The following is a 26,020-nucleotide window of genomic DNA, read 5'->3' as shown; positions in this document are numbered from 1 at the left end:
GATCAGCCTGTCTTCGTAGGCTTGGCGTCTGGCTTGCGCCCGTAATCCGGTTTGGGGAACATATTCTTCATATCCTCTGCCACTAAAAAGATATGCGCCGCATTTGGCAATATTGAAATGTCTCTTTTGCTACCGGCAAGTGTGGCAAGCTCTGTCGCGGCCGATCCCGCTATGACATCTGCCCGCACCTCTTGCACAGCCTGTTCCGGTGTGAGGGAAGCAAAATCACCGGCCGGTTTGCCGTTAGCGCAATAATTCTGGACAAAATATTGGCCATGGCCGGCCAGCATGGCCACACAAATAGGTTCAGGCTGTTCGAGCTGATCCAGTGCTTGCGCCGCCACCAGTGCGAGACAATTATAGCCGTGAATATCCGAACCCCAAGCGAGCGCAAGCGCCTTGGCGGCGGAAATACCGATCCGAACGCCGGTAAAACTGCCCGGTCCGCAATTGACCAATATCTTGTCGGCCTTGCCGCGATCGGGAAGTTTGGCGATCGCCGGAACCAGCTTTTCCGCATGGCCACGACCGATTTCGGCATAACTAGCAGCAATCAACGCACCATTTTCAAACAGTGCGACGGAACATGCAGGGCTGGCCGTGTCGATCGCGAGAAGGCGCTCGCCCATCAATTCGTCAGATCAGGCTGTTGAATTTATCGAAATCCGGGCGCGGGCTCCGGTCGAAAATTGTCGCGGGATCGCCATAGCCAAGCGTCGATATGAAGTTGGACTTGACGTGCGGCTGGTCGCCGAAAAATTCCTTGTCGACGGCATCATTGTCAAAGCCGGACATTGGACCGGTGTCGAGGCCGAGCGCGCGCGCCGCCAGAATGAAATAGGCGCCCTGGAGCGAACTGTTGCGCATTGCATGGACCTTGCGGGCCTCGGCATCGCCTTCGAACCAGCTTTTTGCATCGGCATGCGGAAAAAGTTCCGGAAGATGTTCGTGGAAATTCTCGTCCATTCCGATGATCACGGCGACCGGAGCCTTGCGGATTTTATCCTGATTGCCTGCCGCAGACAGTTTGGCCAACAGGTCGAGTGATTGCTGGCTGTGGCACCAGATCAGCCGGGCTGGCAGCATATTCGCGCTGGTCGGGCCCATTTTCATAAGATTCCAGATAGCGTGTAGCTGTTCGACCGTTACCGGCTTGTCATGATAGCCGTTATAGGTACGGGCTTCGAGAAACAGCTGGTCCAGCGCAGCCTGATCGAGTGGAGAATTCATGGCTCTGCTTTCTTTGGATGACGTTTAGGCGGCCCGGACTTCCGTAACTTCCGGGACGTAATGTTTGAGCAGGGATTCAATGCCGTGTTTGAGCGTCGCTGTCGACGACGGGCAACCGGCGCAGGCCCCCTGCATTTTCAGGAACACGGTGCCCTGGTTGAAGCCGCGGTAGATGATATCGCCACCATCATTGGCAACCGCCGGGCGGACCCGTGTTTCGATCAGTTCCTTGATCTGTGCGACGATGTCGGCATCTTCCGGATCATCATGTACCTCCTCTTCGGGAGGGACAATGATGTCGCCGGCACTGCCCGGTTTGAAGAGCGGCAGTCCGGCAGAAAAATGATCGAGCAATATGCTTAGCACCTGCGGTTTCTGATCGCTCCAGTCGGCACCTGGTCCACAGGTAACCGAAATGAAATCCGATCCGAAGAAAACACCGGTGACATCGCCGAGCGTGAACAGCGCTTCGGCCAGCGGAGATACTTCGGCATCTTCGGGCGAGGCAAAGTCTCGGGTTCCTTCGGACATGACCGGCCGGCCCAGCAGAAATTTGAGGGTCGAGGGATTTGGTGTTTTTTCGGTTTCTATCAACATGACTGCTACCTGGCGATTATATGCGGAGCGATCAAGGGCTAAACAACATCTCTCTGTGGAAGATGGGGGAAACGAGAGGACTATTCACTGGCCAGTCAGATTGAGCCTGCTTATACCTGACGCATGAGAACATTATCACTGCGCCTCCATCCAGGCCTTTCCATTCTGTTTCTGTTGCTCGCTCTGCTGGCAATGCCCGGCATGGCGCATGCCGAAGAGAGCCGGACGGATGCTGAAGTCCCGTGGTTATACGAGAACAGCGATGTTCCGGTTGACACAAGCTGGACCTTTGGCGTGCTGGAGAACGGCATGCGTTATGCCGTCAAGCACAATGGCGTCCCGCCGGGCCAGGTATCGATCCGCCTTCGGCTCGATGTCGGCTCGTTAATGGAAACTGAAGCGGAACAGGGATTTGCCCATTTCATGGAGCATCTGACATTTCGCGGCTCGACCCATGTCCCCGACGGCGAAGCAAAGCGGGTCTGGCAGCGTCTGGGAGCAACCTTCGGGAGCGACAGCAATGCCGAAACCACGCCGACGCAAACCGTCTACAAGCTCGACCTTCCCAATGCGAACCGCAACAGTCTCGATGAAAGCCTGAAAATCCTGTCGGGCATGGTGCGCTCGCCCGGACTCACCGCCACCGCGGTCAATGCCGAACGTCCCGTCGTTCTGGCCGAATTGCGCGAGCGTGCCGGCCCGCAGTCGGATGTGCAAAACGCGACCCGGGAACTGTTTTTTGCCGGGCAGCGTCTGGCAAAACGCGCGCCCATCGGCACGCCGGAAACATTGAGCGCGGCCACGCCACAGATGCTGCAACTGTTCCATCAGCGCTGGTATCGACCGGAGATGGCCGTCATCGTCATTGCCGGCGACGGTGATCCGGCCCTGTTCGAGCAATTGCTGAACAAGCATTTTTCGCAATGGCAAGGCAAGGGCGAGGCGGGCAAGATTCCCGACTTTGGCGATGTTCGGGCTGATGCCGACATCAGCCGGGTGGTTATCGAACCCACTTTGCCGCGGTTCATCTCGATGGTCATCGCGCGCCCCTGGGAACAGGTTGAGGACACTATTGAATATAACCAGCAGATTCTGGTCGATCTTCTGGCCCTGCAGCTGATCAACCGGCGGCTCGAAGCGCGGGCCCGGGCAGGCGGCAGCTATCTGCAAGCCAGCGTCGGTCAGGAAGATGTCAGCCGATCGATAGATGGTACTTTCGTCAGCATAGTTCCGCTGGGAGAAGACTGGGAAGCTGCGCTGGAGGATGTCCGTTCGGTTATCGCCGATGCAACCACCACAGCGCCCTCCGAACAGGATATTGCCCGGGAGGTCGCGGAATTTGACGCGGCTCTGGCGATCGGCGTCGAAAGCTATCAGACAGAGGCGGCGCGCAAGCAGGCCGATGATATCATCAATGCTGTCGATATACGCGAAACGGTGGCCACACCCCAGGTGGCTCTCGATGTCTTTCACGCGATGCGGGATATGTACACGCCGGACCGACTGCTCGATTCGACGCAAAAACTATTTTCCGGCGTCGCCACGCGCGCCCTGCTGACTTCGCCTCACATCATCGACAATGGCAAGACCCGTCTGGAGCAGGCGTTGCGACGGCCCGTCGATGCCGCCAGCGACGTCCGTATGGCCCAGTCCGATATCGGTTTTGAAGCGCTCAGGAAAATCGGTAAAATGGGATCGGTGCTGTCGGCCGAGAAATATGATCGTTTTGATATCGAAAAGCTGGTTCTGGCCAATGGCGTCAGGGTGTTGATGTTTCCGAACAACGCCGAGCGCAACAAAGTCATGGTCAATGTCAGATTTGGCAAGGGGTATAGCGGCCTTTCATCACAAGAGGAGACTCTGGCCTGGTCCGGCGCCATGGCGCTGATGCCCAGTGGTGTCGCCGATCTCGGGCAGGAGGAACTGGACAAGATCACAACCGGTAGACGCATCGGGCTTTCGTTCAACATCGACAATGACGCGTTTGAAATTTCTGCCGATACGCGTCCATCGGATCTAGAGGACCAGTTGCATTTGATGGCGGCTAAACTGGCCTTTCCGCGTTGGGATGCCGCCCCTGTGGTTCGAAGCAAAGCCGCTGCGCTGATTAGCTACGACAGCTTCTCGGCCTCTCCGCAGGCGGTACTTGGCCGTGATCTGGAATGGCTGGTTCGCGGCAAGGATCCGCGCTGGAAGACGCCGAACAAGGAAGATTTCAAGGAGCTTACCGCCGAGAATTTCAAGAAATTCTGGAAACCGATTCTGGCCAGCGGACCGGTGGAAGTGATGCTGTTTGGTGATTTTGACCGGGACCAGGCCGTCGAATCCGTACTGAAAACGTTCGGCGCGTTGCCAAAACGGGACGCGCAACCGGTCGCCGCGGACGCGCGATCCCCGCAATTTCCAGCGCCAGAAGCCGGTCCTGAAATACTGGTCCACAAGGGTGATCGGGAAAGAGCCGCTGCCATGGTGGCCTGGCCGACGGGCGGCGGGCTGGACAATGTTCGTGAGAGTCGCAAACTGGAGGTCCTGTCGTCGATATTCAATGACCGGCTTTTTGAAATCCTCCGGTCGCAACAGGGGGCAAGCTATAGTCCGCAGGTCATCAACAGCTGGCCTGTGGAATTTGAATCCGGTGGATATATCGGCGCTCAAAGCCAGTTGACCCCGGACAATATTGACCGCTTCTACAATGTCATCGACATGATAGCCAAGGATTTAAGGGAAAAACCGGTTAGCACGGATGAGCTTCAGCGCGTGGTCGAGCCTCTTCGTCAGTTGATCGCGCGGGCCAGCAGCGGCAACAGTTTCTGGATGAGCCAGCTGGAGGGTGCGAGCTACAACCCCCGGAAATTCGCCGCCCTGCAGACCCTGTTGCGTGACTATACGGTAGTCACACCGGAAGAAGTGCAGGCGCTGGCAATCAAATATCTTGATGATGCAAAAAAATGGAAGCTCGCGGTGCTCCCCGAAGCGGAAAATCTGGCGGCCAATGACAATGGAGTGCCCGGACAGTCAGTGGATGCCGCCGCCAGCCACTAGCCGCTGGACTCAGATTGAGTCGACCAGCGCGAGTATCTGGTCATTGCTTGGCCGCTTTGTGTAATCGCCGGACACTGTTTTCGCGATGATCTTCCCGGTCTTGCCGATCAGATAGACCGATGCATAAGGAACACCGACGGCCCGCCCGTCGGTATATTGCGGGTCGCGCAACCCGAATGCGTCGATCACCGCCGAGGACTGGTCGGACAGCATCTCATATTGCAGCATCTGGTTCTTCGAAAAACGGTCCTGTTGCGCCGGACTGTCATAGCTAAGGCCATAGAGCGTATAGCCACGGTCCTTGAGGTCGCCGACGATGCCGTTGATCGCTTTCAATTGCGTCTGGCAATAGGGACACCATTCGACCGAGCGCGTAAAAACCACGAGGGCAGGACCATTCTCGAGAATTTCGGCAAAGCTTGTTTCATCGCCGTTGGCCAGAAAGCCGGTCTCCAGGGGAACCTGTTCTCCCACCGCGAGACCGGCATCGATGCTTTCCGCCTCGGTTATCGGAGCAACCGAAATTTCCGGCTTGCTTTCCGTCTGATCGGATGCGCCGGTGCCCGTTTCAGAAGCGGGTTCGGAGCAGCCGGTCAGCGCCAGCACGGCAAGGGAAGACAAGGTCAAAGCGGTTCGGGTCATTTTATGCTCCATTCAACTATCTTTGCCAATATTCGTGGACCGAAGCCGGAATGTTACAAAGCGGGGCCCCCGGTTTCCCGAATAGCGGGGCCTGTTTTTACGATCGGCAAAGCGCCGCCGAGCGCTCGCTTTTACCATCACAATACATATTTGGACAGATCGGTGTCTTTTGCCACATCAGAAAGCTGCTTTTCGACATAAGCCCTGTCGATGATGATTTCCTCACCGGTCCGGTCCTCCGCATCAAAGCTGATTTCTTCAAGCAGTTTTTCCATCACTGTCTGCAGCCGGCGGGCCCCGATATTCTCGACCGTTTCGTTCACATTTGCCGCGATTTCGGCCAGCTTGCCAATCGCATCGTCGGTGATTTTGATGACAACATCTTCCGTCCCCAGCAATGCAACATATTGCTCAGGCAGATTGGCGCGTGTTTCGGTCAATATCCGGACGAAATCGGACTCAGTCAGCGCCCGCAATTCGACACGGATCGGCAACCGTCCCTGCAATTCGGGAAGCATGTCGCTCGGTTTCGATATCGAAAAGGCACCGGAAGCGATGAACAGGATATGGTCTGTTTTCATCGGACCATATTTGGTCGCAACCGTCGTTCCCTCAATCAGCGGCAGCAGGTCTCTCTGAACCCCTTCCCGGCTAACCGATCCGCCACGCATGTCGCTGACGGCGATTTTGTCGATCTCATCAAGGAAAACAATACCGTTGGATTCGGCGTCGGTAATTGCGGCCCGCGAGATATCCTCTTCGTCCAGCCGCTTGTCGGATTCTTCCTCAATCAGTTTGTCCCAAGCGTCGGCAACCCGCATCTTGCGGCGCTTCAGGCGCGACTGGTTGAACGCTTTGCCCATCATATCCGACAGGTTGATCATCCCGACCTGACCGCCCATACCGGGAATATCCATCGGCATATTAGGCGTGTCTTCCACTTCGATCTCGATTTCGGTATCGTTCATATGATTGTCGACGACCCGTTGACGAAAGCTCTCGCGCGTGGCTTCGCTGGCATTTTCACCACATAACACATCGAGCAACCGGTTCATCGCGGCTTCCGCTGCCGCTTCATGGACCGCCATTCTCCGGCGGTCGCGCTCCAGCCGGACTGCCTCCTCGGCAAGATCGCGAGCAATTTGCTCGACGTCGCGACCGACATAGCCCACCTCGGTGAATTTGGTGGCCTCGACCTTGATAAAGGGCGCATCCGCTAGCTTCGCCAGCCGGCGCGAAATCTCCGTCTTGCCGCAACCCGTGGGGCCGATCATCAGAATATTCTTGGGCGTTACTTCGTCGCGCAGTTCGGCAGGAAGCCGCTGGCGGCGCCACCGGTTGCGCAGGGCAACAGCTACGGCGCGTTTAGCCTCCTTCTGACCAATGATATGGTCGTCCAGTGCCTTGACGATTGTTTTGGGGGTCAGGTTCGCCTGCATGCTAAATTCTCTTCATTGGTGATAATGGGGTCGACCAGGATCAGCTGTCGCTGTCGAGCGTCTCTATGGTGACCTGGTCGTTGGTGTAGACACAGATTTCCGCGGCGATTTCCATCGCCTTTTTCGCCAGCTTTTCGGCGTTCTTTTCGTAATCCATCAAGGCGCGGGCAGCCGAGAGCGCGAAATTACCGCCGGATCCGATCGCCGCGATGCCTTCGTTCGGCTCCAGAACGTCGCCGTTGCCGGTCAGGATGAGCGTGACATCCTTGTCCGCCACGATCATCAGGGCTTCCAGATTGCGCAAATATTTGTCGGTTCGCCAGTCTTTGGCAAGTTCGACAGCGGCCCGCATCAACTGCCCGTTATGCCGCTCAAGCTTGGCTTCCAGTCTTTCGAACAAGGTGAAAGCGTCAGCGGTTGCCCCGGCAAAACCGCCGATCACCGAGCCATCGTGCAGCTGCCTTACCTTGCGGGCATTGCGCTTCATTACCGTCTGACCCATCGAGACCTGGCCATCTCCGACGACCACGACCTTGCCATTTTTCCGCACCGATAGGATTGTTGTGCCATGCCATTGCTGCAGGCCGTGTTGCTGATTTTCTGTCATGAAAGCAGATATGGGTAATCGCTTCCGAATGTGCAACCAATGGCTTTACGGCTTTGTTTCATTGCAGGAAAGATTGACCGAAACCGGTCAATCAACCCGCAATCGTGGCAAAAAAAATGGCGACCGAAAGGCCGCCATTTTCAAAATCTGTATCTGAACAAGTTCAGGGGGAGGTTGGCGTATCGTCGCTGCCATCGGCTGCGATGATGATGCCAGCAATCACTGCTGCTGCTGCCAGAATTGCGATGATGATGCCGGAGCCACCTTCGAGATCATTTTCGCCTTCGACAGTTGCGCTGGTGCGTACAGCCGAAGAAACAGGCTGGGAGGCCTGTGCCAAAACGGGTGCGCTTACAAGCGATGCAGCTGCTGCTGCAGCCATTCCTATTTTACCGAAACGCATAATTTGCTCCTTCAGGGTTTCGCATTTCACTTAATACGCTTCGAGCATTGACATAAGAGCATGCTGAAATCAACCATCTTATTGTTCAAAACCACAATATCGCCAATCAGTTGCAAAGATCACACAGGTTGAACTTTTGTCTAAAATAGGCCTTTGAACCGGCGCATGATGGACAACAGTTAATTTTACCCGCCTGTTATCGCTCTATCCCTTGATTTTCATAGCCTGTACCAATTCAAGACGTTAACCAAAAGGGGCAATTTCGGGCTGGAATATATGGCTAACAAATTGTTAACCAAGGCCATGGACAGAGAGAATTCGAGACATCTGGTTGTAGCAGCCGAACGACCGGGACACAGTTTTCGCCGCAGTCTGCCGGTAAAAATCGTGGATATCGCCGCTGAAGAGCATGACAGCGACAGAGTATCAATCGCGAAAAGCAAGGGATTCGGAGAAGATGTCAGCCTGTTTCTGCTTAGCTTCCTCGCATTCTTTACTGCTTTTTACATGTTCATCGTCTGAGCGGACGTTGCCGCTCGACTAATCGCAGGCCCGATGCAATTGCTGCCCGAGCCATGCCGCGACCAGGCACATGGCTGCGACCAGCAAAAGCTGTTCGGTCGTTGACACGCCGATCATGCTCAGCCCCAGCGCGACCAGAGCGCCCACGACCATACAGCCGGAATTGACAACATTGTTGGCCGCAATCGTGCGGGCGGTCTGGCTGATGTCCACCGTGGTTGTCAGAAAGGCGTATAGGGGAACAACAAACATGCCGCCGAAAATAGATACGCCGGCCAGAGTGCCGAGCAAGGCCCACGCCCCTTCGTGGACGATAAAAGTGTCGAACGTATAAAGTTGGCCCTCCGGCAAACCCTGCCAACTGCGCGCAATGAAATAGAGTATCAGCACGAATACCCCCATCAGGATCACGCTAGCCGGCGCAAAACGCGCTGAAACTTCGCTCTTCAGCAGCCGGTTGACCAGTATCGAACCAACGGCAATGCCGATCGAGAATACGCCCAGAAACAGGCTGGCGACCTGCGGAGTTGCGGTCAGCACATTTTCAACCAGCGGCGGGAATTGGATGATCAGCACCGATCCTATGGTCCAGAAAAAGCTGATCGCGATAATCGCCAGATATAGTCGGCGCACATGCAAGGTAGCGGAAATCAGCCGTATCGATGAGCGGACAAAGTTGAAGTCGATCGCTTCAACTTCCTTTTGTGCCGGTGCTGGCGGCATGAACTGGGCGGCGATGCGTCCAATCAGCGCCACTACAAAAACCGCGATTACAGCAATTTCTACACCATTTCCATTCCGGTCGATGATGATCCCGCCCAGAATCGTGCCGGCCAGAATTGCGATATAGGTTCCCGCTTCTACCAGTCCGGTGCCTCCCAATATTTCGTCTTGCTCCAGATGCTGGGGAAGAACGGCATATTTTATCGGACCAAAGAAAGTCGATTGCAGACCAAGAAGAAACAGGGCGGTCAGCATTATCGGTATCGACTGCAGCCAGAGTCCGATACCGCCGACGACGGCAATGAAAATTTCCAGGGTTTTGACGAAACGCGTGATTCGCGCCTTGTCATAATTGTCCGCCAACTGCCCCGCCAGCGACGAGAACAGGAAAAACGGCAATATGAAAAGGCCGGACGCCAGCGCATTGAACGCGAAATCTTCGGATTCGCTTTCATAAATTCCATAGGTGACCAGAATGACCATCGAGAATTTGAAGAGATTGTCATTAAATGCCCCGAGCAACTGTGTCAGGAAAAGCGGCAAAAATCTTCTCGTTCGCAGCAAATGCGCAGTATTTTGCATAAAGTGAAAATCTCTGTTCGAGCAAAGGATGAGGGTTACGGCATCCTTAGTCCTTTCAGCCTGTGCGTCAAATTCAATGACCGACTGTCCTTGCAATGAATTTCCACTCCTGTTGGTTGAAACAATTTTCATTTCGGGCAAATCTGTCTATGCGAGAGCCATAATGCTGAACTTGCCGAACATATTGACGCTCTCGCGAATTTTTGCGGTTCCGATTCTCGTGTTTCTGCTCTGGCCAAATTTCGAATCGGTTCGGCCGCAACCGCTCCCCATCGACTATTTACTGACGTTCGGGCTCTATTGTCTGATGGCGATCACCGACTATTTCGATGGCTATCTGGCCCGTTCCCAAGGCACGGTTTCGAAGCTCGGCATATTTCTCGATCCGATTGCCGACAAGATCATGGTTGCCGCGGTCGTTCTAATGCTGATATTCACACGCGATATCAGCGGATGGCACGCCATTGCCGCCATTATCATATTGCTGCGGGAGATAACCGTATCGGGTCTCCGTGAGTTTCTCGCGGGGTTGCAGATCAGCGTTCCGGTTTCTCAATTGGCAAAGTGGAAAACCGGGTTCCAGATGATTTCCCTCGGCGCTTTGATCTTGGCAGGCGGTTTGCCGCAATTTCCGATTGTGCAGACCGTGGGCCTGTGGACGCTTTGGGCGGCGGCGATCCTGACCCTGATCACCGGCTGGGACTATCTCCGCGTCGGCCTGAAGCATATGGACTGATGGCACGCTCGCTCGACATCGTCTATTTTGCCTGGGTTCGGGAGCGGCTTGGTCTGGACCAGGAACAGGTCGCGCTCGGCGAGGGCATCGAGACTATTGCCGATGTCGTTATGATGTTGGTTGCGCGAGGCGGCGTCTATGCCGAGATATTTGCCGACCTGGCCAAATTGCGCTTTGCCCTCGATCAGGACTATGGCCTTCCGGCAAGCCCGCTCGGTTCGGCGAAGGAGCTGGCGATTTTTCCGCCGGTAACGGGCGGATGATCAGAATTTCGGTCGGACCGGACGATTTCGACATCGCGGTCGAGACAGCGAGAGTTTCGGGGCAGGGCGGCGGCGCGATTGCCAGCTTTATCGGACAGGTTCGCGATGACGGGAATCTGCAATCGCTCGCGCTGGAACATTATCCCGCAATGACCGAAAAGGCGCTGCACAAGATTGCCGAAACGGCACGGGCGGACTGGCCGCTCCACGCCGTCACCATCATTCACCGCGTCGGGAAACTGGCGGTGGGCGATAATATCGTATTGGTGATAACCGGATCCGATCATCGCGGAGCGGCAATCGAGGCCTGTTCCTTCATCATGGACAAGCTGAAGACGGTTGCGCCCTTCTGGAAGAAGGAAACCCGGACCGACGGAACGACGAAATGGATCGAAGAGCGCGCATCGGATGTCGATGCATCGCAAAAATGGGACCTTCGGAAAAACTAGAGTTGTTTTTCGGCAACCCGGTGTTGCGCCCCTTTCATGATTTCTGCCAGCAGCTGAAACTCGCTTCGGCGTGGGCTGTTCTTGCGCCAGACCAGCGCGATGTCGCGCGTGGCACGATCCGACTGTAGCGGTCTGGCAACGATATTGGTGTGATCGAGAATGCCGCTATCTATTGCCATTTTGGGCAACAGGGTCAGACCAAGGCCATTGTCGACCATTTGCACCAAAGTATGCAGGGAAGTACCCATCATCCGCGCGGATGCCCGGAGTTCCGGTCGGTTACAGGCCGCGAGGGCATGATCTTTCAGGCAGTGTCCGTCTTCGAGCAGGAGCAATTGCGTTTCGTCGATGGTAGCCGGATCAACCTGCGGCGGAGGATCGCGCGGATCGTCTTTCGGGAAGGCCACAAAAATTTCGTCGCTGAACAGCATTGCCGATTCGACATCGCCGCAGGGAAAGGGCTGTGCCAGCAAGACGCAGTCCGCATGGCCATGATGCAGCGAGTCGCAGGCTGCCTGACTGGTTTCCTCTTTCAGATAAAGTTTCAACTCCGGGCGTTCCTTGCGCAGTTGCGGCAGCAGTCGCGGCAGCAGAAAGGGAGCGATGGTCGGGATCACGCTCATCCGGACGTCCCCCGCCAGTGGCTTACCGGCAGATCGGGCCATTTCGGACAATTCCTCAGCCTCCCGTAAAATACGATAGGCTTTCTCGACCATCTGGTTGCCCAGTTCGGTAAAACGGACCACCCGGCGGGTCCGCTCGACCAGAACAATATCGAGCAGCGCCTCCAGTTCCTTGATCCCGGCAGACAATGTCGACTGGGTGACAAAGCAGGATTCCGCCGCTTTTCCGAAATGGCCATGTTCTTTCAGCGCAACCAGATATTGCAATTGCTTCAACGTGGGGAGATAGGTCGACATTATCGAAGCCTTCGATCAGTAAATGTATATTGATCTGCTATAGTGATAAACAATGGGTTGAAAAGTGCGTTCCCATTTCCGTTTCGAAAAAGAACTGGAAATACGGGCCTGTCCTACCTAGTTAATGATATTCGTATCTTCCGGAGGAAATTTATGTTTCGGCAACTCGGCGCCTATCTGGATTCCATTAAGGCGCGCGACCCGGCACCGCGATCGCGCTGGGAAGTGCTGCTTTATCCTGGCGTGCTGGCGCTTGGCCTCCACCGCCTCGCGCATTGGCTATTCAAGGGCGAATTATATTTCTTCGCCCGGTTGATCAACCATATCTCCCGCTTTTTCACAGCGATCGATATCCATCCGGGTGCCAAAATCGGCCGCCATCTGTTCATCGACCACGGGTTTACCGTAATCGGTGAAACTGCACAAATTGGCGATAATGTAACTATCTATCAATGCGTTACCCTGGGCGGGACGAACCCGGCAAATGGCGTTGGCGGCAAGCGACATCCGACAATCGAGGATGACGTTATTCTCGGTTCGGGAGCCCAGGTGCTCGGTCCTATCACGGTCGGCACACGAGCGAGGGTGGGGGCCAATGCGGTCGTGACCCAGGATGTTCCGGAAGGAGCAACCATGGTTGGTGTCCGCGCCCGCCCGACATTGGTTGAGGCCAAGGATTATCAGAAGGAATTTGTTCCTTACGGCACGCCGTGCAGTGAAATATTCGATCCGTCGACGCAAAAACTGGAAATTCTTCAATGCGAAATGGAACAGTTGCAGAAACGCATAGCGGCCTTTGCGAAGGAGCGAAACGGCGAAAAAGAGTCAATTGAATCAGAGGGACGCGACAGCGCTTGATGCGTTTCGGCGATTCCAACATATCCCCTTTTCCGCAGCGCGGCTCGGCTACCCAGGTCGGTTTTGAACGTCGTGAAATAGAGCGGATTCTGGGACTTTACGGCCGAATGGTCGCGGCTGGACACTGGAAGGATTACGCCATGGATATGCGCCGGGATGTCGCGATATTCGCTGCTTTCCGCCGCGCATCGGAACGGCCGCAGATGCGGATAGAGAAGCGACCGTCTGAACGCAATCGCCAGGGCATGTGGTCGCTACGCGGCGAGCAGGGACAGGTTTTGAAACGCGGCCATGATCTGGCCGGCGTGTTGGCACCGATCGAGCGCAAGCTGATGAAACTGGTCGGCGACTAGCAAATCCAGATCGGCGCGCAATGCACCTTGCTCCGCCCGGATATCAGCCTTCGACAGCGTCGGTATCGAGCGCATAGCCCGCTGATCTTACAGTACGAATGATATCCGATCTGCCATTGGCGTTTAGCGCTTTTCGCAGCCGCCGGATATGGACATCAACGGTACGCAGTTCAATATCGCTGTCCTGCCCCCACACGCTGTCGAGCAGTCGTTCGCGGGAAAACACCCAGTTGGGATGCTCCAGAAAATGGCGCAGCAGGCGAAATTCGGTGGGACCGAGCGGGATAGTGTCGCCGCCTCGCTTCACCTTGTGGCCAACGGTATCCATTTCCAGATCGCCAAAGCTGAGCTTCTCGCCCGCCAGCGCCGGTCGGACACGCCGCAGGACGGCTTTCACTCTGGCGATTAGTTCACGGGGGCTGAACGGCTTGGTGATATAATCGTCAGCACCGGTTTCTAGGCCACGGATCTTGTCCTCTTCCTCTCCACGGGCGGTCAGCATGATAATCGGGATATTGGCGGTTTCCGAAGAGCGGCGCAGGCGGCGACACACTTCGATTCCGGAGAGACTTTCCAGCATCCAGTCGAGCAAGATCACGTCGGGACGATGTTCCTGCACCAGCAGCAAGGCTTCCTCGCCATCCGGAGTATGGATGACGTCATATTCCTCTTTCTTGAAATTCCAGGTCAGCAGTTCCGCCAGGGCGGCATCATCCTCGACCAGCAGTAATTTGGCGTTGACCATCAGTCTTCCCCGTCGATGGGCGCTTCGTCGACCGGTGTCGTCGGATTTTCGCCGCGTGTCCGTTCCGGCATCGGCTCTCCGGTGGCCGCAAAATAGACCATCTCGGCAACATTGGTGGCATGATCACCGATCCGCTCCAGATTTTTTGCGATGAACAGCAAATGGGCCGCTTCCCCGATATCCTTGGGATTTTCTATCATATGGGTGATTACGGCACGGAAAATGCTGTTATAGAAATCGTCGACAATCTGGTCGCGGCGGTTCACTTCCATCGCCAGGTCCGCATCCCGTCGCGCAAACGCGTCCAGCGAATCTCGCACCAGTTCGCTGGCGATTTTCGACATGGATGGCAGCAGCGAGATCGGCGTCAGGCGATGGGCTGTGGTAACAAGCGGTACCCGCTTGGCAATATTCTTGGCATAATCGCCTATCCGTTCGACCACACCGGATATCTTGAATGTGGCAATCAATTCCCGCAGGTCGTCAGCCATGGGCGCCCGCAGCGCGATGGTCTGGAATGTCAGCTCGTCGATCCGTTTTTCGAGTTCGTCGATGAGCTTGTCTTCCCGAACAACTTCTTCCGCCAGTTCCAGATCGCTGTTCTCCAGCGCGCGCATGGCCTTGGAAATGGCCTGCTCGCTGCGTCCGCCGATTTCCGCGACCATGCCGCGCAATTCGTTTATGTCGGAATCGAAGGCTTTAACCGTATGTTCTGTACCAGTATTGACCATTTTTGACTTCCTAGACTTCGAGATATCAGCCGTAACGTCCGGTGATATAGTCCCGTGTTTTCTCTTCCCGCGGATTGGTGAAAATATCGGTAGTTTCACCATATTCCACCAGGGTTCCCAAGTGGAAGAACGCCGTCTTCTGGGATACGCGCGCGGCCTGCTGCATATTGTGCGTTACGATGACGATCGCATATTTGCCACGCAATTCATGGATCAGCTCCTCGATCTTTGCCGTTGCAATCGGATCGAGAGCTGAGCAGGGTTCGTCCATCAGGATCACCTCGGGATCGACCGCAATGGCACGGGCGATACACAGGCGCTGCTGCTGCCCGCCCGACAATGCGGTGCCGCTATCGTGAAGCCGGTCCTTCACTTCACCCCAGAGACCAGCGCGCTGCAGAGAGGATTCGACAATATTGTCCAGTTCTTCCTTGCCCGTAGCGAGGCCGTGGATCCGCGGCCCATAAGCGATATTGTCATAGATGGACTTGGGAAAAGGATTCGGTTTCTGGAACACCATCCCGACCCGCGCCCGCAACTGGACAACATCCATTTTCGGCGCGTAGATATCATCTCCGTCCAGCTGGATATCACCGGTGACCCGGGCGATCGGAATCGTGTCGTTCATCCGGTTCATGCAGCGCAGGAAGGTAGACTTGCCGCAGCCGGAAGGCCCGATGAAGGCGGTCACATTATCCATGTTCACGTCGATGGACACATCATTGATCGCCTGCTTGTCGCCGTAGAACACGTTGACATTGCGAGCCGTCATCTTCGGCGTAGAGGCTTCGCTTGCCATATCAGTCGGGGCCGAATCTGTCATATTTGCGCTTTCACTTGCTTCTTGCATTGTCAGATCATCATTCATCACAGCACCTACCAGCGGGTTTCAAAACGGTTGCGCAGATAGATGGCCAGAGCGTTCATCGTCAGCAGGAACAACAATAGCACGATGATCGCTGCGGATGTTTTTTCTACAAAACCGCGGTCGACTTCATCCGACCACAGGAAAATTTGCACCGGCAATACCGTTGCCGGATCGGTAATGCCATTGGGCGGGGTGGCGATAAAAGCGCGCATGCCGATCATCAGCAGCGGCGCAGTCTCGCCGAGCGCCCGGGCCATGCCGATGATGGTACCGGTCAGGATGCCGGGCAGGGCCAGCGGCAGGACATGGTGAAAGACCACCTGCAACGGACTCGCGCCGATGCCAAGCGCTGCTTCGCGAATAGACGGCGGTACCGATTTAACGGCATTACGCCCCGAGATCACAATCACCGGCATGGTCATTAGCGCCAGGGTCAGGCCGCCGACCAGAGCGCCGGATCGCGGCATGCCGAAGAAATTCAGGAATACGGCAAGCCCCAGCAAGCCAAAGATGATCGAGGGGACAGCCGCCAGATTGTTGATAGAAACCTCGATCAGGTCGGTCAGCCGGTTCTTCGGCGCATATTCCTCAAGGTAGAGCGCCGCCAGCACGCCCACCGGAAAGGCCAGCAGCAAGGTGACAACCATGGTGATCAGCGACCCCTTGAACGCACCCCATATGCCGACCTGCATCGGGTCGGTGGCATCGGAATGGCTGAGGAAATTCCAGTTGAAGCCGGTCGAGAAACGATCTCCCAGTTCGCGCACTTTCTCTTCTGCTTCCGGATTACCGGCATCCTTGTAAGCGACATCGATATCGGAAATAACCGGCAAATATATCGTGGTTTTCTGTTCGACAATATCCGGATCATTCAGAATCATCGCGCTAACCGCGGTCCAGCCACCCGGCGAAAAGAGCTCCGTTCCGTCCGGGCCATATTGAATCTCGATGCTGCTGTCGACGATTTCACGCAGCCCCATGGACTGCAAATTTGCATTGGCATTGGGCCCTTCAAACTGGCTGGCCGAAGCGCCGCCGGTAACAGCCGGAAAATCGATATCGACAGGCAATTCTGTCTGGGTGAAGCCGCGGAAGCCGTTGCCGACCATCACCACCAGCAAAAAAGCAAGAAAGCCCGCCGAAAGCATGACCGCAGCCATGCCCAGGGCCTTGAAGCGGCGTTCGGCCGCATAGCGCCGGGCGATGCGCTTCTGCATCGCCGGGCCCTGCCAGTCAGTCGGATTGCGCTTCGTTTCGGTGAGACTATTCATATGCTTCCCGATATTTTTTGACCACGCGCAGGGCGATAAGGTTGAGCAGCAGCGTTACGATGAACAGAACCAGTCCGAGGGCAAAGGCAGCCAGCGTCTTCGGACTGTCAAATTCCTGGTCACCGGTCAGCAGTTGCACGATTTGCGTTGTGACGGTGGTTACGCTGGAAAAGGGATTGGCGGTCATATTGGCAGCGAGACCGGCAGCCATGACCACGATCATCGTTTCGCCAATCGCGCGGCTGACGGCCAGCAGAACACCGCCAACGACACCTGGCAGGGCAGCCGGGATAAGCACCTTCTTGATCGTTTCGCTATGGGTGGCTCCCATCGCCAGCGAACCGTCGCGCATTGCGCTGGGTACCGCGGCAATGCTGTCATCGGCCATCGACGAGACGAACGGAATGATCATGATGCCCATGACCACACCAGCTGCGAGAGCGGACTCCGACGACGCACCGGCAATGCCGATCGAAACGGCAAAGTCGCGCAAAGCCGGAGCGACGGTCAATGCGGCAAAATAGCCGTAGACCACCGTCGGCACCCCGGCGAGAACCTCGAGTATCGGCTTCATCCAAGCGCGGAATTTCGCTGGTGCATATTGGGTCAGATATATGGCGCTCATCAAGCCGAGCGGGATCGCGACGATCATCGCGATTATCGCGCCGATAAAGACGGTGCCCCAGAAAAGCGGAATGGCGCCAAATCCGGTTTCGCCTCTCGGACCGGCCACCGCTTTCGGATTCCATTCGGTACCGAACAGAAAATCGATCGGTGACACCATCGAGAAGAAGCGGGCCGATTCGAACACCAGCGACAGGAAGATGCCGACGGTGGTGATGATTGCAATAAGCGATGCGAGCAGAAGAATCAGCATTGTCACACGCTCGATCTTGGTCCGCGCCCTCAGGTCAGGCTTGATCTGCAGCCACGCATAGACACCGCAGGCGAATACCATCAGCAGTGCCGCGACCGTTCCGATCATCTGATAATAGGCAATAGCTTCGCGATAGGGTTCGACCATCGATTGCGACAGCGGATTGAAGGCATTGGTCTGGTTGCCATAAGCTATCGCGCGGGCCTCGGACAGGATCGCTGCCCGGGAAAAACTGTCCTGCGGTAGCCCGGCCGCTGCAGCGCTGGTCAGCGCGGCATCGGTTATCAGCGCCGGGCTGACAAAATTCCAGATGGTCATGAAAATCGCGGCCGGAACAATCGCCCACAAGGCGACATACCAGCCATGATAATTTGGCAGCGAATGGAGCGCAGATCGGGAGGTCTCTCCGCTCGCCTGCATTCCGGAAGCCTTCAGGCGGCCAAAAAACCAGGCGACCAGCCCCAGGCCGATCACGAGAAAAAGAAGCGTCGCACTTGTCACAATATCTGGTTCCGCTCCTGCATCAATATCATCAAGTATGTAGCGCGCGTCAAAGCGTGCCTATTCAAGTTCGCCGATCGCGAGCGGAGGCATGTCACGGATCACGTCGGTCATCACCGCTCGTACATTTTCTGGCGATGCAATCAACCCGGCTTTCACCAGATAACCGTCGCGGCTGCCAGCCTCGATAAACTCAAGCATATATTCGCGAAGCCCCGGAATGACACCGACATGCTGTTTTTTGACATAGACGTAAAGCGGGCGTGCGCCGGGATAATTGCCGGATGCAATCGCATCATAGGTCGGCTTCACCCCCGAGACCGAAATGCCACGAACGCTGTCCAGATTTTCTTCCAGAAAACTGAAACCGAAAATTCCGACGCTGTTGGGATTTGCTTTCAGTTTCTGGACGATGAGATTGTCATTTTCCCCCGCATCGACATAACCGCCGTCGGTGCGGACTTCATGACAGATGTCCTTGAAGGCTTCCTCGTCGCTGTCCTTGAGCGCCTTGGTGGCCGAATCGGCTGTACAGCCAACTTCCATTATCAGTTCGGTCAGCGCGTCGCGCGTACCTGACGTGGACGGCGGGCCGTAAACGCTGATCGCGAAGTCGGGCAGGGACGAATCGATATCAGACCATCTCTCGTTCTTGTTTTCCTTACCGTAGGGCCTTGCCGCAATGGCTTCGTAAATCTGGGCCGGAGTCAGCGAAAAGGCAGGGCCGTTATTCGCTTGGGCAACCGCGATACCATCGATACCGATCTGCACTTCGATGATGTCGGTCACGCCATTGCTCTGGCACAGTTCAAACTCGGATGCCTTGATCCGGCGGGATGCATTGGCGATATCGGGCGTGTCCGCGCCCACACCGGCACAGAACAGGCTCATGCCGCCACCGGTGCCGGTCGATTCGAGGATGGGGGAGGGATTGGCGCCGTTGATGCTGAACTGCTCTGCCACCGCTTTCGCAAAGGGGAAAACGGTCGAGGAACCGACGATCCGTATTTCGCTGCGGGTGCCGCCTTGGCCACCGGACGCCTGGTCCTGGCAGGCCGATAGCCCGAGGGAGGCGACCGCCACGAGCGCGATTGTTCTCAACATAGAATAGTTCCTAATTCCACTGCAGGTGATCCCTCGCAAAAATTGCCAGAAACCCTATCAACAGGCTTGTTCGGGAGGCTTCTAGGGAGGCGCAATGTCCTGTTCGTGACAAATATATTACAATTATGTGACCATGCAGTCGGACACTCATTCCCGGGAGAATTATTTCCCGCGATCATCGATCAATCACTGCCTTGTGCCAGCAAAACGGCTCCCGGACTTTTGCTGGCGACCGGCAGCAATACCGATACCGTTGTACCGCGGCCTACCTCACTGCTGATTTCCATCCTTCCCCCATGGCGTTCCGAAATATGTTTTACGATTGCGAGCCCCAGTCCGGTACCGCCAATCGACTTGCTGCGTCCCTTGTCGACACGGTAAAAACGTTCGGTGAGCCGGGGGATATGTTCCGGTGCTATGCCGTCGCCCTGATCACTGATCGACAGATAAAGCATCGTGCCCGATTTATTGGGCGCGACCTTGATCGTGACCGGTGCCCCTTTTCTTCCGTATTTGAATGCGTTGCTCAGCAGATTGTTGACGACCTGCGACAATTGCGCCCGGTCTCCGTGGATCATTGGCATAACAGTTGGAAAATGAACCAGTATTTCACTTTCTTTCTTGCCACGGCTGTTGATGTAGAAATCACGCGCTTCCTCGACCAATTCGCTCAGATCTATCACGTCTGAAGGCAGCTCGAATTTCTCTGCCTCGATCCTGGAGAGCGACATCAGGTCCTCGATCAGACGCTGCATCCGGTCGGCTTCGTCATACATGATTTTCAGAAAGCGGGCGCGGGTTGCATCGTCCTTGCCGGCCGTGGGGTCCTCAAGCGTTTCGATAAACCCCTTGATGGCTGCCAGTGGTGTGCGCAGTTCGTGGCTGGCGTTTGCGACGAAATCGGTCCGCATTCTTTCGGCGGCATAGCGACTGGACCGATCGGAAAGCTGGACCAGCTTCAGTCCGTCCTGAAGCGTGTGGATGCGCAATTCCCATCTCTGGTCCGTGCTTCCGACACCGACCAGCAAAATGGGCTCACCGGTATGTTTGGCATCCGGATTTGCCAGACGGTCGGCAGCGGCGGGATGGCGGATGGCGATGCGCACGTCCTCGCCAACGATATGATTGCCCAGGACCTGGGCGGCGGCCGGGTTGGCCGCGGCGACCTTGGCATTGCGGATCAGCATGATCGGATCTGTTATCGGGTCGATAATATCCTGATAGGCCTCCGAGCGCCCCTGATATAATATCCGTTTGGTCTGTCGTTCCAATGCTGCCGGATCCGGCATTGGCGAGGCGGGCCGGTCCTGCATAACCATGAACAGGGCGAAGGTGCCCGAGACAATGACCACGATGAACTGCTGGCCGGATTGTGGCATTTGACCGGAAAGAATGCCACCGCCGACAATGATCGCCAGAGCGATCAGCAAACGAAGAGGGGAAACCGAAGTCATCGGAATGATTCTGGCATTGTCATAGCCGCTGTTTAGCCGGTGCTCCGGCGCATCGGCAACGGGAATGTTTCGGGAGCCTGCACCGGCTTTCGCAAATAGAGACAATATTAACGATTTGCATGTCTATGTCCCGAATATGGACGCGGTTGCGAGCGAGGGACTGATTGCTCGCCTTTCAATCGATTTCCGCTTATGTGCACCTATCTGAAGCTAAGAAAAATGGACAGAAATTCGATGAAAGAGGGCCTTCCATCTGAATCGTCAGACGCAAATGGCGAGAATTGCGGCATTGTAAACCGTCGCCGCGCCCTGATGATGGGCGCAGTCACGGCTTCAGCTGTAGTCAGCATCAAGCCTGCATTGGCGCAGACCGCCGGTTCCGTTCTCAATTGCGAGATTCCAGTGCCGGGCAAACATGCTTCGGGCGGTTTTATCGCGCCGAACGGGAAAGTGGTCACGGCAGACACGCCAGGAGCATTTCCGCCCGCCGGTCGCAATTTCACCGGCGAGGAAGTACGCCGCGCCATGAGGGGCCGCACCTTGCCCGGGACATCCAACGACCAGTCGCGGGCCTATGTGAAATATATTCGCCGGCTGCAGTCCGGGCAGAGCGGCTTCACCTGTTATGCTTCGCTGCAAATGCCGCGCTGATATATCCGCACCATTTTAACTTTTGCCTGCTATTAATCGGTTATGTCGCACCAGATTCGCAGGTAGTTCTCCATGACCCAGAAATATCGGGCTGCGCCGGCAGAAGATCTGATCTGGCATGACCTGGACAGCATGAAACTGCTGTATCACAGACCGTCCGGCATCACCCATATTCTAGCCGATCCGGCCCCCGCCATATTCGAAGTGATGGAAGAGGCTGCGCTTGCCGCAACCGAGATTATTGCGCGGCTGACCGCCCTATTCGACATCGAATCCGGCGGAGATGCGGAAGAAATCATTCTGGCACGCCTCGAAGAACTGTCATTGCTCGGTCTCGTGTCCCGGGTCCCCGGCTGATGGGCAAGATGCATCATATCCTGCTCAAAATCGGTCCCGCAGCTTTCCGGATTGCTTCGGCATGGCGACAACCGCTGGATCAGCTGGCCGGTCTCTATCGGCACTATCCGGCACCGGGCGAAGGGCAGGTCGATTTCACGGTTCGGCTGGAGCCAGACAAGCCCTGGCGCCGCCACATCCGCCCGTCCGTCCACATCGGCGGTGACTTCTGGCTGCCCGATGCCGCACCGTTGCCGCTGGCGCAGGGTTTGCTTGCCGCCGAAATGGGCATGAACCTGCAAATGGCGCTCGGCTGGCGGCGGCATCTGCTGCTCCATGCCAGCAGCGTCAAGAAAGACGGCAAAGCGCTGGTCATGACCGGCCTGTCCGGCTCGGGGAAATCGACCTTGTCCGCGATGCTGGCCGAGCGGGGCTGGCGGTTCATGGGGGACGAATTCGCACTGTTGGGCCTCGACGACGGAAAGATTTCGCCTTTTCCGCGCCTGATAAGCCTGAAAAACCAGGCTATCGGGGCGATGCAGAATCTTGCAGCGGATGACCGGTTCGGCCCCGAAATGAAAGCCACACCCAAGGGCGACATACGCCATCTTGTGCCGCCGCAGGAGGCCGTTACCCGAATGGAGGAGTCGGCCACGCCGGCGCTGTTGCTTTTTCCCCGCTTTGGTCACGCTCGCGAATTGCGCGAAATGGGCCAGGCCGAAATTTTCGTCCGGCTGACCCAGGCCTCAACCAATTATGTCGCGCTCGGAGAATCGGGATTTCGGGCACTGACCCGGTTTGTTGATCGGGTTCCCGCCAGAGCCATGGATTATCAATCGATTGAGCAGGCGGAAGAACTGATCGACGGATTGTGGAGCAAACTGCCATGATGCGCGATGCCCGACGTCTGGTCGATGCCCTGCGCAACCCGGCCAGCGTGGAAATGCTTCGAGGCAGCGAGTGGACCGACCTGATCAGCATGGCCCGGGCCGAATCGCTGATCGGCGCGCTGGCTCACCGGATCGATCATGCGAAGGTGCCGGATCGGATTCGCATGGTTCTGCAAGATGCCGTCGAGGCGCATGATCTGGCGCGACTGCAGGCCTTGTGGGAAGCCGATTGCGCGCGACGGGCGCTCGCCGACTATCCCGGCAAGATCGTCCTGATGAAGGGGACAGCCTATGTCGCGGCCGACCTCGCCGCTGGCCGGGGCCGTAGCATAGGCGATCTCGACATCATGGTGGAGCGGAAAGATTTGCCGGTGGTCGAAAACGCCTTGCTCGATGCCGGCTGGGAATGGGTTAAACCGGATCCCTATGATGACCAATATTATCGCGAGCATATGCACGAACTGCCGCCGCTGATCCACCGCGAGCGGGACCGGATGATCGACGTACATCATACAATATTGCCGTTGACCGCTGGTCCTACGCCGGATGCCGGAGAGATACTCGCCAGTGCCGTAGCACTCGCGGATGGCCTGTATGTGATGGCGCCGGCGGACATGGTGCTGCATTCCGTCGCCCATCTGTTTGCGGATGGTGATCTGGCCGGCGGCTTGCGGAATCTGTGGGACATCAACCTCCTGTTGCGGGAAAAGGCCGAAGCCTCAGCATCATTCTGGACCGAGCTCGATGAGCGCGCCCGTCTCCACGGGCTGGCCGACGAACTGGCAAGGGCGCTGCGCCTTGCTGCGGCGCTATATGATACGCCGGTTCTTCCGTCGCTGGCGGGCAAGGCGACGTTTACCGACAATTTCTATGTCCGCCGTTTGCTGGCGCGCGACGGTTATGGCCGCGAAACCCGGAAATTGACGCGCCTTGCCTTCTATATCCGATCCCACTGGCTGCGAATGCCGCCACTGATGCTGGCGCGGCATTTGTGGATCAAATGGCGCAAGGACGGAAAGCCGTCTGGATGAACCCGCCACGCCGACAAGATACAGGGTGGCTTATCCCCGCTTTGCATGGCATTAGCCGCTGCAAATGGCCGAGACAGCGCCGCTATAGTCCCATTTGTTCCGGAGAATTTCGATGTCAGATCGCCCGCTAGCCGCAATCATCCTGGCCGCCGGTCAGGGGACGAGGATGAAATCGGAAAAGCACAAGGTGCTGCACCCGATTGCCGGCAAGCCGATGCTCCACCATCTTCTCGATACTATCGAGTCTGTTGGCGTTGAACGCACCGTCATTGTCGTCGGCGCCCGCCGTGAGCAGATCGAGGAAAGTGTAAAGGACCGCAATGTCGCGATCGCAGTGCAGGAGGAGCAGCTCGGCACCGGCCACGCGGTGGCGCAGGCTCATGACGCGCTAAAGGGCTTCGCCGGCGACGTGCTGATCCTCTATGGCGATGTGCCGATGGTCAGCGCGGATACGATGCGCGACATGATTTTCCGCCTCAACAATGGATCCGATCCGCGCGCCGTCGTGCTCGGCTTCCGCCCAGATGATGCCGCCGCTTATGGCCGGATTATTGCCGATGATCAGGGCGAGATCGAGAAGATGGTCGAGTTTAAAGACGCCAGCGATGCGGAGCGTGCGGTCAATCTGTGCAACAGCGGCCTGATGGCGGCGCGCTCGACGGACCTGTTCATCCTGCTCGACCAGATCAGCAACGACAATGCTGCAGGGGAATATTATCTACCCGACATCGTCATGCTTCCCGGCCAGAAAAGCGCCGTTATTGAGGTCGATGATCCGGCCGAGGTCGCCGGCGTCAACAGTCGCGCCGAACTTGCCGCGGTCGAAGGCGAATGGCAGGCCCGCCGCCGAGAACAAGCCATGGCCGACGGGGTCAGCCTGATCGCGCCGGACACGGTGTGGTTCGCGCACGATACGCAAGTCGCTTCCGATGTCGTGATCGAGCCCAATGTGATCTTCGGTCCCGGCGTCTCGATCGCCTCGGGCGCGAAAATATATGGGCACAGCCATATCGAAGGAGCGACTATTGGTCCCACGACCAACGTCGGACCCTTCGCCCGTCTGCGCCCGGGGGCCGTGATGGAAGAAGGCTCCAAAGTCGGCAATTTCGTGGAAATGAAAAAAGCCACGCTGGGCAAAGGCGCCAAGGCCAATCATCTGACCTATCTCGGCGACGCTGAAGTGGGCGAGGGCGCTAATATCGGTGCCGGCACGATCACCTGCAATTATGACGGCTATTTCAAATATAAAACGGTGATCGGCAAGGGCGCCTTCATCGGATCGAACAGCGCGCTGGTGGCACCGGTGACGATCGGCGAAGGCGCAATTGTCGGCGCAGGCGCAACCGTAACGAAAGATGTTGCCGCCGGCGATCTGGCGCTGGTTCGCGCTGAACAGACGGCGAAGGCAGGTTGGGCTGCCCGGTTCAATGCGGCAAGCGTTAAGAAAAAATCGCGAAAGTGACGCCGGAATTACATATCGCTTGATTAAGAACCAAGCCGATGCCGCTTGTAACGCAACTTCCCGGCACAAATAGTCGATTCAAATTGACATGATATCACGATATGATATCAATATATCATCATGACCCGAATCCTCGCTGATCTCCCCGAAGACGATGTAAAATGGCTCGACGCTCAGGCGACAGAGCAGGGCAAGTCTCGCGCCCAGTTGTTACGGGATGCAGTGGCTGCATATCGCGCTGAGGGCAGCAAGGACTGGATCGCCAAGGGCCGCGGCTATTGGAAAGATCGATCTGATATCGGGGACAGCATGGCATATCAGCGCACCATCCGCGCAGACCGCGAACCGGCATAGAAGGCCATGTCCACGCCCTTTTTCGACACTAATATCATCATCGACTGGTTGCAGGACCGGCCCGGCGCGGCCGCTGAATTGCAACGATATGCAAAGCACCGGATCAGCCGTGTCGTCTGGACGGAAGTCATAGCAGGCGAACCGCTGGAAACCCGCCGCAAGATACAGGATCTGCTGGCCCCGTTCGAAATCGTTGAACTGGACGCACGAATTTGCGATGCCGCTGCCGATATCCGCTATCGCATGCAGATGAACTTGCTTGATGCCATGATTCTTGCCACTGCCCAGGTTAGCGGTGCTATCCTGATTACCCGTAATACAAAGGATTTTCCGGCCAACATGCCGGGCATCCGGATACCTTATATATTTTAGCAGAAAG

The 26,020-nt window shown here is 56.5% G+C and carries 30 protein-coding genes; 14 read left to right on the top strand and 16 right to left on the bottom strand.

What is annotated here, in order from left to right; translation table 11 throughout:
• Positions 1 to 2: 2 nt before the first annotated feature.
• Genes tsaB through BOSE62_RS05320 form a run of 3 tightly spaced genes read right to left on the bottom strand, consistent with a single transcriptional unit; the run spans position 3 to position 1,827 of the window.
• The gene (gene tsaB / locus BOSE62_RS05330; RefSeq protein ID WP_159643042.1) at positions 3 to 629 is read right to left on the bottom strand and encodes a tRNA (adenosine(37)-N6)-threonylcarbamoyltransferase complex dimerization subunit type 1 TsaB; all 627 of its coding nucleotides are present in this window, start codon (positions 627 to 629) and stop codon (positions 3 to 5) included.
• A 7-nt stretch (positions 630 to 636) separates the two neighbouring features.
• Positions 637 to 1,230, bottom strand: a complete 594-nt coding sequence (locus tag BOSE62_RS05325) for a malonic semialdehyde reductase (RefSeq protein WP_159643040.1) — start codon at positions 1,228 to 1,230, stop codon at positions 637 to 639.
• 24 nt (positions 1,231 to 1,254) lie between these two features.
• Positions 1,255 to 1,827, bottom strand: coding sequence for a NifU family protein (locus BOSE62_RS05320; RefSeq protein WP_159643038.1), 573 nt, complete (start codon positions 1,825 to 1,827; stop codon positions 1,255 to 1,257).
• A 123-nt stretch (positions 1,828 to 1,950) separates the two neighbouring features.
• Here BOSE62_RS05320 and BOSE62_RS05315 point away from each other — a divergent pair, with 123 nt between their 5' ends.
• Positions 1,951 to 4,869, top strand: coding sequence for a M16 family metallopeptidase (locus tag BOSE62_RS05315; protein WP_159643036.1), 2,919 nt, complete (start codon positions 1,951 to 1,953; stop codon positions 4,867 to 4,869).
• A gap of 9 nt (positions 4,870 to 4,878) precedes the next feature.
• Here BOSE62_RS05315 and BOSE62_RS05310 read toward each other — a convergent pair whose 3' ends face one another.
• The 4 genes from BOSE62_RS05310 to BOSE62_RS05295 all read right to left on the bottom strand — a co-directional run bounded on the left by BOSE62_RS05310 (position 4,879) and on the right by BOSE62_RS05295 (position 7,960).
• Positions 4,879 to 5,511, bottom strand: coding sequence for a peroxiredoxin family protein (locus BOSE62_RS05310; protein ID WP_159643034.1), 633 nt, complete (start codon positions 5,509 to 5,511; stop codon positions 4,879 to 4,881).
• A gap of 137 nt (positions 5,512 to 5,648) precedes the next feature.
• Positions 5,649 to 6,950, bottom strand: a complete 1,302-nt coding sequence (hslU, locus tag BOSE62_RS05305) for an ATP-dependent protease ATPase subunit HslU (RefSeq protein ID WP_159643032.1) — start codon at positions 6,948 to 6,950, stop codon at positions 5,649 to 5,651.
• Between the two features lie 40 nt (positions 6,951 to 6,990).
• Entirely contained in the window at positions 6,991 to 7,557 is a 567-nt protein-coding gene (hslV, locus tag BOSE62_RS05300) for an ATP-dependent protease subunit HslV (RefSeq protein ID WP_159643030.1), read from the bottom strand.
• Positions 7,558 to 7,720: 163 nt separating this feature from the next.
• The gene (locus tag BOSE62_RS05295) at positions 7,721 to 7,960 is read right to left on the bottom strand and encodes a hypothetical protein (protein WP_159643028.1); all 240 of its coding nucleotides are present in this window, start codon (positions 7,958 to 7,960) and stop codon (positions 7,721 to 7,723) included.
• A gap of 276 nt (positions 7,961 to 8,236) precedes the next feature.
• On the opposite strand from BOSE62_RS05295, the gene BOSE62_RS05290 reads away from it, so the two are divergent.
• Positions 8,237 to 8,482, top strand: coding sequence for a hypothetical protein (locus BOSE62_RS05290; protein WP_236553847.1), 246 nt, complete (start codon positions 8,237 to 8,239; stop codon positions 8,480 to 8,482).
• A gap of 18 nt (positions 8,483 to 8,500) precedes the next feature.
• Here the strand turns inward: BOSE62_RS05290 and BOSE62_RS05285 are convergent, their stop codons facing one another.
• On the bottom strand, positions 8,501 to 9,787 hold the full coding sequence (locus tag BOSE62_RS05285) for an MFS transporter (RefSeq protein ID WP_159643026.1): 1,287 nt from the start codon (positions 9,785 to 9,787) through the stop codon (positions 8,501 to 8,503).
• A 163-nt stretch (positions 9,788 to 9,950) separates the two neighbouring features.
• Between BOSE62_RS05285 and pgsA the strand changes: the two genes are divergently transcribed.
• Genes pgsA through BOSE62_RS05270 form a run of 3 tightly spaced genes read left to right on the top strand, consistent with a single transcriptional unit; the run spans position 9,951 to position 11,235 of the window.
• Entirely contained in the window at positions 9,951 to 10,523 is a 573-nt protein-coding gene (gene pgsA / locus BOSE62_RS05280) for a CDP-diacylglycerol--glycerol-3-phosphate 3-phosphatidyltransferase (RefSeq protein WP_159643024.1), read from the top strand.
• Positions 10,523 to 10,786 carry a molybdopterin converting factor subunit 1 gene (gene moaD / locus BOSE62_RS05275; protein WP_159643022.1) on the top strand — a complete coding sequence of 88 codons (264 nt, stop codon included), beginning with the start codon at positions 10,523 to 10,525 and terminating at the stop codon, positions 10,784 to 10,786. The genes pgsA and moaD overlap by 1 nt, the downstream gene beginning before the upstream one ends.
• On the top strand, positions 10,783 to 11,235 hold the full coding sequence (locus BOSE62_RS05270) for a molybdenum cofactor biosynthesis protein MoaE (protein WP_159643020.1): 453 nt from the start codon (positions 10,783 to 10,785) through the stop codon (positions 11,233 to 11,235). Before moaD ends, BOSE62_RS05270 begins: the two co-directional genes overlap by 4 nt.
• On the opposite strand, the gene BOSE62_RS05265 is transcribed toward BOSE62_RS05270, so the two are convergent.
• Complete coding sequence (locus BOSE62_RS05265; RefSeq protein WP_159643018.1) at positions 11,232 to 12,155, bottom strand: hydrogen peroxide-inducible genes activator; 924 nt, start codon at positions 12,153 to 12,155, stop codon at positions 11,232 to 11,234. The genes BOSE62_RS05270 and BOSE62_RS05265 overlap by 4 nt on opposite strands.
• Positions 12,156 to 12,308: 153 nt before the next feature.
• Between BOSE62_RS05265 and epsC the strand changes: the two genes are divergently transcribed.
• A complete protein-coding gene (gene epsC, locus BOSE62_RS05260) occupies positions 12,309 to 13,013 on the top strand; it encodes a serine O-acetyltransferase EpsC (protein ID WP_159643016.1) in 705 nt (234 codons plus the stop codon).
• Positions 13,013 to 13,366 (top strand): DUF2794 domain-containing protein, encoded by a 354-nt coding sequence (locus BOSE62_RS05255; RefSeq protein WP_159643014.1) that lies wholly within the window; start codon positions 13,013 to 13,015, stop codon positions 13,364 to 13,366. Before epsC ends, BOSE62_RS05255 begins: the two co-directional genes overlap by 1 nt.
• 43 nt (positions 13,367 to 13,409) lie before the next feature.
• Here BOSE62_RS05255 and phoB read toward each other — a convergent pair whose 3' ends face one another.
• The 7 genes from phoB to BOSE62_RS05220 form a co-directional block, all read right to left on the bottom strand.
• The gene (gene phoB, locus BOSE62_RS05250; RefSeq protein WP_100094691.1) at positions 13,410 to 14,111 is read right to left on the bottom strand and encodes a phosphate regulon transcriptional regulator PhoB; all 702 of its coding nucleotides are present in this window, start codon (positions 14,109 to 14,111) and stop codon (positions 13,410 to 13,412) included.
• Positions 14,111 to 14,842: a phosphate signaling complex protein PhoU gene (gene phoU / locus BOSE62_RS05245; protein WP_159643012.1), complete on the bottom strand. Its 732-nt coding sequence runs from the start codon at positions 14,840 to 14,842 to the stop codon at positions 14,111 to 14,113. The genes phoB and phoU overlap by 1 nt, the downstream gene beginning before the upstream one ends.
• A 25-nt stretch (positions 14,843 to 14,867) precedes the next feature.
• Complete coding sequence (pstB, locus tag BOSE62_RS05240; protein ID WP_159643010.1) at positions 14,868 to 15,665, bottom strand: phosphate ABC transporter ATP-binding protein PstB; 798 nt, start codon at positions 15,663 to 15,665, stop codon at positions 14,868 to 14,870.
• 53 nt (positions 15,666 to 15,718) lie between these two features.
• Positions 15,719 to 16,981, bottom strand: a complete 1,263-nt coding sequence (pstA, locus tag BOSE62_RS05235; protein WP_159643008.1) for a phosphate ABC transporter permease PstA — start codon at positions 16,979 to 16,981, stop codon at positions 15,719 to 15,721.
• Positions 16,974 to 18,359 carry a phosphate ABC transporter permease subunit PstC gene (gene pstC, locus BOSE62_RS05230; RefSeq protein ID WP_159643006.1) on the bottom strand — a complete coding sequence of 462 codons (1,386 nt, stop codon included), beginning with the start codon at positions 18,357 to 18,359 and terminating at the stop codon, positions 16,974 to 16,976. The genes pstA and pstC overlap by 8 nt, the downstream gene beginning before the upstream one ends.
• Positions 18,360 to 18,419: 60 nt before the next feature.
• Complete coding sequence (locus BOSE62_RS05225; RefSeq protein ID WP_159643004.1) at positions 18,420 to 19,463, bottom strand: substrate-binding domain-containing protein; 1,044 nt, start codon at positions 19,461 to 19,463, stop codon at positions 18,420 to 18,422.
• 182 nt (positions 19,464 to 19,645) lie between these two features.
• Complete coding sequence (locus BOSE62_RS05220) at positions 19,646 to 21,022, bottom strand: sensor histidine kinase (protein ID WP_236553844.1); 1,377 nt, start codon at positions 21,020 to 21,022, stop codon at positions 19,646 to 19,648.
• A 129-nt stretch (positions 21,023 to 21,151) separates the two neighbouring features.
• Here BOSE62_RS05220 and BOSE62_RS05215 point away from each other — a divergent pair, with 129 nt between their 5' ends.
• The 7 genes from BOSE62_RS05215 to BOSE62_RS05185 all read left to right on the top strand — a co-directional run bounded on the left by BOSE62_RS05215 (position 21,152) and on the right by BOSE62_RS05185 (position 26,013).
• The gene (locus tag BOSE62_RS05215; protein ID WP_201295635.1) at positions 21,152 to 21,568 is read left to right on the top strand and encodes a hypothetical protein; all 417 of its coding nucleotides are present in this window, start codon (positions 21,152 to 21,154) and stop codon (positions 21,566 to 21,568) included.
• A gap of 72 nt (positions 21,569 to 21,640) precedes the next feature.
• On the top strand, positions 21,641 to 21,925 hold the full coding sequence (locus BOSE62_RS05210; RefSeq protein ID WP_159643000.1) for an HPr-rel-A system PqqD family peptide chaperone: 285 nt from the start codon (positions 21,641 to 21,643) through the stop codon (positions 21,923 to 21,925).
• An 8-nt stretch (positions 21,926 to 21,933) separates the two neighbouring features.
• Complete coding sequence (locus BOSE62_RS05205) at positions 21,934 to 22,794, top strand: HprK-related kinase A (RefSeq protein WP_159647904.1); 861 nt, start codon at positions 21,934 to 21,936, stop codon at positions 22,792 to 22,794.
• Entirely contained in the window at positions 22,794 to 23,825 is a 1,032-nt protein-coding gene (locus BOSE62_RS05200) for a nucleotidyltransferase domain-containing protein (protein ID WP_159647903.1), read from the top strand. Before BOSE62_RS05205 ends, BOSE62_RS05200 begins: the two co-directional genes overlap by 1 nt.
• 112 nt (positions 23,826 to 23,937) lie before the next feature.
• On the top strand, positions 23,938 to 25,287 hold the full coding sequence (gene glmU / locus BOSE62_RS05195) for a bifunctional UDP-N-acetylglucosamine diphosphorylase/glucosamine-1-phosphate N-acetyltransferase GlmU (protein WP_159642998.1): 1,350 nt from the start codon (positions 23,938 to 23,940) through the stop codon (positions 25,285 to 25,287).
• A gap of 120 nt (positions 25,288 to 25,407) precedes the next feature.
• A complete protein-coding gene (locus BOSE62_RS05190) occupies positions 25,408 to 25,641 on the top strand; it encodes a ribbon-helix-helix protein, CopG family (protein ID WP_159642996.1) in 234 nt (77 codons plus the stop codon).
• Positions 25,642 to 25,647: 6 nt separating this feature from the next.
• Positions 25,648 to 26,013 (top strand): type II toxin-antitoxin system VapC family toxin, encoded by a 366-nt coding sequence (locus BOSE62_RS05185; protein ID WP_159642994.1) that lies wholly within the window; start codon positions 25,648 to 25,650, stop codon positions 26,011 to 26,013.
• Positions 26,014 to 26,020: the final 7 nt, after the last annotated feature.

Origin of the sequence: Sphingorhabdus sp. 109, assembly GCF_902506555.1 — a bacterium.
Lineage (GTDB): Bacteria > Pseudomonadota > Alphaproteobacteria > Sphingomonadales > Sphingomonadaceae > Parasphingorhabdus.
This window is presented reverse-complemented; position numbering and strand designations above follow the sequence as displayed.